The organism is Pseudomonas sp. 7P_10.2_Bac1, assembly GCF_025465935.1.
Classification (GTDB): domain Bacteria; phylum Pseudomonadota; class Gammaproteobacteria; order Pseudomonadales; family Pseudomonadaceae; genus Aquipseudomonas.
In genome coordinates, this window is the sequence record NZ_JANLNV010000072.1 from 78,070 (window position 1) to 86,811 (window position 8,742).

The window sequence follows — 8,742 nt, forward strand, 5'->3', positions numbered from 1 at the left end:
GGTATGCCGAGCCATAGCGAGGCACCGAGTGGTAGGGCAAAAAGCGTTTGGCCACTTTGCGCTTTTCAAAGTGGCACGGCGTAAGGCCGGAACCCTAAGTGGCCGTTACCGCAGCAATGGATATGTCCCCCAAAATACCGAGTGCGATGGTTTTACGACTGCCAGCAGTCGATCGCAGTCTTCGAGCCTCGTCAGCGACTCCAAGCACTGCGCCACAGACCTGTGCCGTGCAAGCGGCGCGCGTTCAATCACGGCCGGTAGGCGCGCATGAACACCTTCACCACTTCCTGCACATGCGCTTCGGTTTCTTCGGCTGTCAGCACCCCGCCGTAGCCATACAGCAAGCGAAAGTTGGGCGAGCCCTTGAGCATGCAGAAAAAGTGTTCTGCGGCGTAATGCGCCCCTTCGATGTGCAAGGCACCGGTCTGGTGGATCTTGTTCAGCAGGCGCTCCATTTCCAGCACCACCCGCTCCGGGCCTGCTTCAAAGAAGATCTGTGACAGCTTGGGGTCCTGGCTGCCGAGGGTCATCATCAGCCGATGCAGGTTCAGTGATTCCTCGCTGTTGATCAGCGCCACAAAACCTCGGCCAATGGCGGACAACACCGTTTCTATCGGCACTCCGTCCGGCAACTCAAAAAACAAGTCCGGCAATTGCTCGGAACACTTGGCCAGGATCGCTGAGGAGAACAGCGTCTCCTTGTCAGTGAAGTGGCTGTAGACCGTCAATTTGGATACCCCCGCCAGCGCAGCGACCGCATCCATGCTGGTGTTGGCATAGCCTTTGGTCAAAAACAGGGTTTTAGCCGCATCAAGGATGGCCTGGCGTTTTGCCATGTCCTTGGGGCGCCCGGGTGCATTGGGGGGTAAAGGATGGTCAGACATATCCGTTTATTACTGGACTGGTGAGTTTAGTATTAATAACATGCCGCCCAGTATAAATATTCCAAGCCCCTTTAGCGAAAGGTCGTCCCCATGTTGCGCCAAGCCTTGCCCTGCGCTTTGCCTGTTTGTCTGGTGTTTTTGCTGTCTGCCTGTGGCCAGGAGCCGCCCGCCAAAATCACCATCAGCCCGGCACTGGTGGTGCAACCGCAGCCTTCGGCCGTGGCGATGCAAAGTTATCCGGGCGAGGTGCGGGCACGCTTTGATCCGCAACTGGCGTTTCGTATCGGCGGCAAAGTGACCAAGCGCCTGGTCGATGAAGGTGAGCGGGTCAAGGCCAATCAGCCGCTGGCTGAACTCGACCCGCAAGACGTGCGCCTGCAACTGGAGGCTACCCGTGCTCAAGTTGCGGCCGGGCAGGCCAATTTGAATCTGGTGCGTGCCGAGCGCGATCGCTATAAAACCTTGCTCGACCGGCAGATGGTCAGCCGTTCGCAGTACGACAATGCCGAAAATATGTACCGCGCCGGTGAGGCCAAGCTTCAGCAGCTCAAGGCCGAGCAGGATGTGGCCAGCAACCAGGCCAGTTATGCGGTGTTGCGTGCGCCGCAAGACGGCGTGATTGCTCAGCGTCAGGTGGAAGTCGGGCAAGTGGTGGCCGCAGGGCAAACCGTGTTTACCCTGGCCGCCGATGGCGAGCGTGAGGTGTTGATCAGCTTGCCGGAACAAGCCTTTGGCCGTTTCAAGATCGGTCTGCCGGTCGAGGTTGAGCTGTGGTCGCAGCCGGGCCAGCGGTTCAGCGGGCGGATTCGTGAGTTGTCGCCTTCGGCCGATCCGAAATCGCGGACTTTTGCCGCCCGTATCGCTTTCACCGAAGGCAAGGTGCCTGCCGAGTTGGGGCAAAGCGCGCGGGTGTTTATACCCAACGATGGGGTGAGCCCGCTGTCGGTGCCGCTGTCGGCCCTGACCGCTGAAAATGGGGCGACGTATGTGTGGCGCGTCGGCCAAGGCAACAAGCTGGAACAAGTGCCGGTGCGCGTCGGGCCGTTTGGCGAGAACAGCGTCCCTGTGCTGGAAGGCCTGAAGGCCAATGACTGGATTGTGTCGGCAGGCGTGCACGTGCTGCACCCTGGCCAAGAGGTGCGACCCATTGATCGGACCAACCGGACCATCAATGTTGCGGTAAAGGAGTAATCCCGATGGGTTTCAACCTTTCCGCCTGGGCGCTGCGTAATCGTCAAATCGTTCTGTTTTTGATGCTGTTGGTGGCTGTCGTCGGTGCGCTTTCTTACACCAAATTAGGCCAAAGCGAAGACCCGCCGTTCACCTTCAAGGCCATGGTGATCCGGACATTGTGGCCGGGGGCGACCGCTGAGGAAGTGTCGCGCCAGGTCACCGAGCGTATCGAAAAGAAACTCATGGAAACCGGCGAATACGAGCGCATTGTGTCGTTTTCACGGCCCGGTGAGTCGCAAGTGACCTTTATGGCCCGCGATTCGCTGGACTCCTCGCACATTCCCGAACTCTGGTACCAGGTTCGCAAAAAGATCAGCGACATTCGCTATACCTTGCCACCGGACGTACAGGGGCCGTTTTTCAACGATGAATTTGGCACCACGTTCGGCAACATCTACAGCCTGAGTGGCGAAGGTTACGACTACGCGGTACTCAAGGACTACGCCGATCGCATCCAGATCCAACTGCAACGGGTCAAGGATGTCGGCAAGGTGGAGTTGCTGGGCCTGCAGGATGAAAAGATCTGGATCGAGCTTTCCAACCTCAAGCTGGCGACCCTGGGTTTGCCGCTGGCCGCAGTGCAACAAGCCCTTCAAGAGCAGAACGCGGTGTCGACCGCGGGCTTCTTCGAGACACCGACCGAGCGCGTGCAATTGCGCGTCAGCGGTAACTTCAAAACCGTCGAAGAAATCGAGCGCTTCCCTATTCGGGTGGGCGAACGCACCTTGCGTATCAGTGACGTGGCTGATGTACGTCGCGGCTTTAACGACCCACCCGCACCGCGTATGCGTTTCATGGGCCAGGACGCCATCGGTCTGGCCGTGGCGATGAAGGACGGCGGCGACATCCTGGTCCTGGGTAAAGCCCTGGAAGCCGAGTTTGAGCGCCTGCAAAAGAACCTCCCGGCCGGCATGAAGCTGGCCAAGGTCTCGGATCAACCGGCGGCGGTGAAAACCAGCGTTGGCGAGTTTGTTCAGGTGCTGGTCGAAGCGCTGGCGATTGTGTTGCTGGTGAGTTTTTTCTCGCTCGGCGTGCGCACCGGCATGGTGGTGGCGCTGACTATTCCGCTGGTGCTGGCGATGACGTTCGCCACCATGCATTACTTGGGCATCGGTCTGCACAAAATCTCGCTGGGCGCGCTGGTGCTGGCGCTGGGCCTGCTGGTGGACGACGCGATCATCGCCGTGGAAATGATGGCGATCAAAATGGAGCAGGGCTACGACCGGCTCAAGGCGGCGAGTTTTGCCTGGACCAGCACGGCGTTTCCGATGCTCACCGGCACGCTGATCACGGCCGCGGGCTTTTTGCCGATTGCCATGGCGCAGTCGAGCACGGGGGAGTACACCCGCTCGATATTCCAGGTGGTCACCATTGCGTTGCTGGCCTCCTGGATTGCGGCGGTGGTATTCGTGCCGTATCTGGGCGCGTTGCTGTTGCCGGATCTGGCCAAGCTGCATGCAGCCAAACATGGCACCGGCGACGGTGCGCCAGACCCGTATGGCACGCCGTTTTATCAGCGTATTCGTCGCGTGGTGGAGTGGTGCGTGCGCCGTCGTAAAACCGTGATTGCGCTGACCGTGCTGCTGTTTTTGGGCTCGGTGGTGCTGTTCAAGTTCGTGCCACAGCAGTTTTTCCCGGCCTCCAGCCGTTTTGAATTGATGGTCGATTTGAAACTGGCTGAAGGCGCCTCGCTGAGCAACACCACCGAACAGGTCAAGCGCCTCGAAAACCTGCTCAAGGACCATCCCGGCATCGAGAATTACGTAGCCTATGCCGGCACCGGTTCTCCGCGCTTCTACCTGCCGTTGGACCAGCAATTGCCGGCCGCCAGTTTTGCCCAGTTTGTGGTGCTGGCCAAGACCATTGAGGACCGCGAAAGCCTGCGCACCTGGCTGATTGACACCTTGAACGAACAGTTTCCGACCGTCCGGGCGCGGGTGACGCGCTTGGAAAACGGCCCGCCTGTGGGGTATCCGGTGCAATTCCGGGTAACCGGTGAGCATATCGAGCAAGTCCGGGCGTTGGCGCGCAAAGTGGCGACTCAGGTACGTGAAAACCCCCACGTGGTGAACGTGCACCTGGACTGGGAGGAACCGAGCAAGGTGGTGTACCTCAATGTCGATCAGGACCGGGTACGAGCGCTGGGCGTGAGCACGGCCAATCTGTCGAAGTTTCTGCAAAGTACCTTGCTGGGCTCCACTGTCAGCCAGTACCGCGAAGACAACGAACTGATTGAAATCCTGCTACGTGGCACCACCCAGGAGCGTACCCAGCTGTCGCTGTTGCCGAGTCTGGCAGTGCCGACCGACAACGGCCAAAGCGTTGCGCTGTCACAAATCGCGACGCTGGAGTATGGCTTTGAAGAAGGCATCATCTGGCACCGCAATCGCTTGCCAACGGTCACCGTGCGCGCCGATATCTACGGCAAGGACCAACCTGCGACCCTGGTGCAGCAGATTCTGCCGACCCTTGAGGGCGTTCGCGCTGAACTGCCGGAGGGGTATTTGCTGGAAGTGGGCGGCACGGTTGAGGATGCCACGCGCGGCCAGGACTCGGTGAAAGCGGGCGTGCCCCTGTTTATCGTGGTGGTGCTGACCTTGTTGATGGTGCAACTGCGCAGCTTCTCGCGCATGGCCATGGTGTTTTTGACCGCGCCATTGGGCCTGATCGGAGTGACCCTGTTCTTGCTGGTGTTCAACAAGCCCTTTGGCTTTGTGGCGATGCTCGGCACTATTGCCTTGTCGGGGATGATCATGCGCAACTCGGTGATCCTGGTGGACCAGATCGAGCAGGACAAAGCGGCGGGGCTGGCTACCTGGCAGGCGATTATTGAAGCGACCGTACGGCGTTTCCGGCCGATTGTGCTGACTGCCTTGGCGGCGGTGCTGGCGATGATCCCGTTGTCGCGCAGCGTGTTCTTCGGCCCGATGGCGGTGGCGATCATGGGCGGCCTGATCGTGGCCACGGCGCTGACGCTGTTGTTCTTGCCGGCACTGTATGCCGCGTGGTTCAGGGTGAAGAAGCCGCAAGCTAACACCTGACCTGCAGGAGCGAGCTTGTCTCGCGGTCTTTTGCTGTTGTAAAAGATCGCGAGGCCAGCTCCCACCAAGGCAGGTAGTGGCTTAACGCACCTGATCGACGCGCAAGCGGATCGGTTGCAGGGTTTTGGCATTCAGATCAACGCTGTTGTGCTCAGTGCTGATGAACAGCAATTGGCCGTTTTCTTCGATCCGCGCGCTCACCGCGTAGGTGTGCCCTGGCTTGACGTCATCCGGGTTATAGGTGAGCTGGAAAGGCAATGGCACCTGGCCTTTGATGGTGCCGCTTTGCTTGGCCAGGGTCACGGCCGGGGCGTCGGCCAGCGACACGTCCTGCAGGCTTACTTCCAGGGTAGCAGTGGGCGGCAGGGCGATGCGTTGCAGGTAAAAGACTTCGCCGTCGAGCGTGGCTTTCGGGGTAGGGGTCATTGAGCTGCAGGCTCCGAGCAGGGCCGTGAGGCTGAGTATAAGAAGTTTTTTCATGGTGGGTTCCCAAGGGGCTGAAAGCGTTCAGGCACCCGACCCGTGGCTGTGTGCCACGGGCCGGTTTATTGAGTTAAGGCGTTTTTTCGGGCGGCGGTGCAGGTTGATCGTGCGCATCTTCACTGCGGTGCAAGGCTACCTGGCGAATCGACAAGCGAATGTCCGGTGGAAGCACGCGTTTGGCCGCGCCCTCGGCCAGTTCGCCGAGCAGTTCGTGATAGCTCAACTTGCCGTTGGCGTCGCGTCGCAGTACGTCTTGCTCCAGCAAGGTTTCGATAAAGTGACGGAACAGGCTCTTGTCAAAGAACTCGGGGGCATTGAGCCCGTGCAGGATCGACAAGCGCTGAGCCATCATCGTGCACAGGTCTTCCAGTTCTTCGCTGCTCAAGGTGTTCTGGCCGCTGTTGAGCAACAGCGAAATAGCCATGTAGAAGCGCTGCAGGGTTTGCGCAATGCTCTTGGACAGCAGCGTCAGCAACACAAAGTGCCGTGAGCTGGGAGCCGGGCGCAGGTAGATAGTGTTCTCGAAACGCAGCAAGCCTTGCTCGACAAACGCCTCCAGCCATTGATCGACTACGCCGTCGAGTTCGTCCAGTGACCAGCGAATGAACAACTCCGATTGCAGGTACGGGTACAGCGCGCGGGTGTAGCGCAGGATTTGCTCGCGGGTCATGCGCGAAGAGCTTTGGAAGAAGCTGGCCAGCAATGCCGGCAAGGCAAAAATGTGCAGCACGTTGTTGCGGTAGTACGTCATCAACACCGCGTTCTGTTCATCCAGATACAGGATCTTGCCCAGCGCATCGCTTTGTTCAGACAGCAGGTCCATGGCTTTGACGTGCTCGATCAGCGCCTGGCCATCACCCTCCGGCAGGGTGGTGTGCGGCGAGTAAGGCACACGGCGCAGCAGGGCGAGGTACAGATCCAGCACCCGTGCCATTGCGCGGTCGTCCAGGGCTAGCTTGCTGGTGGACAACAAGGCCAGCGCCACCAGGTTGACCGGGTTGATCGCGGCGGCTTCGTTAAGGTGCTGCGCGACCTTCTCACCCAGGCGGTTGGTGGTGGCGTTCAACCAGTCGGGACGGTACAGCGGCGCCAGTTCTTGCTGACGCCAGTCGGGTTGTTCGTGGTCGAGGAATTCAGCGAGCTTGATCGGTTCGCCAAAGTTGACCGCGACCTGGCCGAACTTCTGCTTGAGCGCGCCGATCACTTTGAATATGTCGAAAATCGACTCTTTCTTTTTGCTTGCTCCACGCAATTCGCCCAGATAAGTGCGACCTTCAAGTACCCGCTCGTAGCCGATGTACACCGGCACAAACACGATGGGCGTGCGTGAAGAACGCAGGAAGCTGCGCAGGGTGATGGCCAGCATGCCGGTTTTAGGTTGCAGCATGCGCCCGGTGCGCGAGCGCCCGCCTTCGACGAAGTACTCCACCGGGAAACCTTTGGTGAAGAGGGTGTGCATGTACTCGTTGAACACAGAGGTATACAGCGGGTTGCCCTTGAACGTGCGGCGCATGAAAAACGCCCCGCCGCGTCGTAGCAGCGGGCCGATCACCGGCATGTTGAGGTTGATCCCGGCGGCAATATGCGGCGGGGTCAGGCCGTTGCGAAACAGCAGGTAGGACAGCAACAAATAGTCGATATGGCTGCGGTGGCATGGCACATAGATGATTTCGTGGCCTTGGGCGACGTTCTGAACACCCTTGATGTCGTTGACTTTGACGCCATCGTAGATCTTGTTCCAGAACCAGCTCAGCACGACCTCAAAAAAGCGGATGGCAGTGTAGGTGTAGTCGGAGGCGATTTCATTGGCGTAGCGCAGGGCCTGGGCCTTGGCTTTTTGAGGGCTGATGTTTTCGCGCTGTGCCTCATCGAGAATGGCCTGGCGCACTGCCGGCTCATTCACCAGGCCTTTGACCAGGGTGCGCCGGTGCGACAGGTCGGGGCCGATGGTTGAGGTTTTAAGGTTACGAAAATGCACACGCAGGATGCGCTGGGCCATGCGTACGGTGCGTTCATGACCTTTGTTGAGGTCGATCAATTCACGCAAATGGATCGGTGCGGAGAACTGCACGCGGGTCTTTCGACCCAGAATCAGAATGCGCAACAGGCGGCGCAGACGCCCGGTGACGGCCCAACTGTCGGCAAACAGCAACTTCCACGGGCTGGACTCGCTATCAGGCGATTGACCCCAAAACACGCTGACCGGAATGATTTGTGCATCTTCAGTCGGGTTGTGGGTCAAGCCATCGACCAGGCGGGTCAAGGTCGGGGGTGCTCCGCGTTTGTCCTGCCGGCCTAGCCAGTCAGGCTCGGGGGTCAGGTAAAAGAACGCGGCGGGCTCGGTCATGGTGCCGACAGCCACGGGCAAAACCGGGCGTGGCAGACCCACTTTGGTGCATTCGGCATCGACCACAGCAAGTTCAGTGATCGACGGCGATTGCAGGACGTAGAACACAGGGCGGCTGCGATCCAGGCTCAATGGCAAGGAGGACTGATTGATCGTCTCTGAACGTACCCACAGGTACAGCAAGCGACGCAGGGCGCCAAAGACGAGACGGTGGAATGGGGAGCGGGTCATACGGCTTCTGCGTTAGTGGATTAAAACGAGTGTTTACTCGGGTTGGTAGTGTGCCGTATCTCTGGAAAATCGGCAAAAAAGCAGCGAACTAATATTGATTGAGTGTTCTTCGCGCTGACATATACTCGACGCTCTTTCGCCTTATGGCGTAAGACCAGATCCAGGAAAGTTAAGTTCGTGCGAAAGTTCTTAGCGGGCTAAACGAAAAGCCCATTTGAAAATAAAAAGAGGAAAGGATCGATGAGTACACGTTTGACAGGCAATGTGAAATGGTTCAACGACGCCAAAGGTTACGGTTTTATCCAGAGTGAAAGCGAGGGCGATGTGTTTGTGCATTACCGCGCGATTCGCGGTGAGGGCCACCGTTCCTTGACCGAGGGCCAACAGGTTGAATACACCCGTGTGGCTGGTCAAAAAGGATTTCAGGCAGAAGACGTGGTAGGGCTGTAGCCACGACACCGTGTAGAAGCGAGCTTGCCTCGCGATCTTTTGATCTTTTAAACAAATGCCGGGCAGCGGCCGG

At 58.8% G+C, this 8,742-nt stretch carries 6 protein-coding genes; 3 read left to right on the forward strand and 3 right to left on the reverse strand.

Annotated features, from left to right (window positions below; translation table 11 throughout):
* Nucleotides 1-248: 248 nt before the first annotated feature.
* Nucleotides 249-884, reverse strand: a complete 636-nt coding sequence (locus tag NTD86_RS15235; protein WP_262203392.1) for a TetR/AcrR family transcriptional regulator — start codon at nucleotides 882-884, stop codon at nucleotides 249-251.
* Between the two features lie 90 nt (nucleotides 885-974).
* On the opposite strand from NTD86_RS15235, the gene NTD86_RS15240 reads away from it, so the two are divergent.
* A complete protein-coding gene (locus NTD86_RS15240; protein ID WP_262203393.1) occupies nucleotides 975-2,075 on the forward strand; it encodes an efflux RND transporter periplasmic adaptor subunit in 1,101 nt (366 codons plus the stop codon).
* 5 nt (nucleotides 2,076-2,080) lie between these two features.
* Entirely contained in the window at nucleotides 2,081-5,158 is a 3,078-nt protein-coding gene (locus tag NTD86_RS15245) for an efflux RND transporter permease subunit (protein WP_262203395.1), read from the forward strand.
* Between the two features lie 81 nt (nucleotides 5,159-5,239).
* On the opposite strand, the gene NTD86_RS15250 is transcribed toward NTD86_RS15245, so the two are convergent.
* Nucleotides 5,240-5,638, reverse strand: a complete 399-nt coding sequence (locus NTD86_RS15250) for a YbaY family lipoprotein (RefSeq protein WP_262203396.1) — start codon at nucleotides 5,636-5,638, stop codon at nucleotides 5,240-5,242.
* Between the two features lie 73 nt (nucleotides 5,639-5,711).
* Nucleotides 5,712-8,219, reverse strand: coding sequence for a glycerol-3-phosphate 1-O-acyltransferase PlsB (plsB, locus tag NTD86_RS15255; protein WP_262203398.1), 2,508 nt, complete (start codon nucleotides 8,217-8,219; stop codon nucleotides 5,712-5,714).
* 240 nt (nucleotides 8,220-8,459) lie between these two features.
* Here plsB and NTD86_RS15260 point away from each other — a divergent pair, with 240 nt between their 5' ends.
* Entirely contained in the window at nucleotides 8,460-8,669 is a 210-nt protein-coding gene (locus tag NTD86_RS15260; RefSeq protein ID WP_262203400.1) for a cold-shock protein, read from the forward strand.
* Nucleotides 8,670-8,742: the final 73 nt, after the last annotated feature.